Annotated in this window: 1 protein-coding gene; it reads left to right on the forward strand. The window is 48.3% G+C overall.

From position 1 onward, the window contains the following. On the forward strand, positions 1 to 916 hold a 916-nt coding region (locus NXS07_RS20355), incomplete at both ends, for a portal protein (RefSeq protein WP_308686642.1).

Here is a 916-nt window from a genome sequence, read left to right on the forward strand (position 1 = left end):
AAAAGCCGATATTCTGGCCTGAGCAAATCGCTGGTTATGAGTATATGTACAGCGGTACAGATGATTATCCGTATTACCTGATGAACAAAACGGATGAAAATAACGGAGATATGCCTACTCAGCCGATCGCCTACATGGATAATCCAGAAGTACCACAGGCTAATGCCTATATGTTGGAGGCGGCGACTAATGCAGTGAAATCCGTTGCTACAGTGGGTGTTGATTCTGAGGCGGTGAACGGTAATCAGGTAGCATTCGATACCATCAATCAGCTAAATATGCGGTCAGACCTAGAAACCTATGTGTTTCAGGACAATCTATCTACCGCCATGCGCCGAGATGGTGAGATATACGCCTCAATCGTCAATGATATCTATGATGTACCCCGCCATGTGGTCATGACGTTGCCTGATGGTAGCGAGAAAGACGTGCAGGTTATGTCTGAGGTCGTGGATCTAATGACGGGGCAACGTGCAGTACTCAATGATGTTCGCGGGCGTTATGAGTGCTACACCGATGTTGGCCCATCGTTCCAATCCATGAAAGAGCAGAATAGGGCTGAGATTGGCGAGTTATTGAAATCGGTTCCCATTGAGCATCCGGCGTGGAATGTCCTGTTATTGCAGTTCCTGTCATTGCTGGATGGAAAAGGTATCGATATCACCCGTGAGTACGCGACCAAGCAGCTTGTCGTGCAGGGTTTGAAGAAACCAGAGACACCAGAAGAGGAGCAGTGGTTAGCTGAGGCTCAGCAACAATCTCAGCAGCAACAAGACCCAATGATGGTGGCAGCAATGGCAGAGCAAGAGAAAGCGCAAGCTGAAATCGTCAATGCACAGACCAGAGCACAAGAGACACAAATCAAAGCATTCACCGCTCAGCAACAGGCTCAAGAATCACAGGCGAACACCATCTA

This window comes from Xenorhabdus bovienii (assembly GCF_024721015.1).
Classification (GTDB): domain Bacteria; phylum Pseudomonadota; class Gammaproteobacteria; order Enterobacterales; family Enterobacteriaceae; genus Xenorhabdus; species Xenorhabdus bovienii.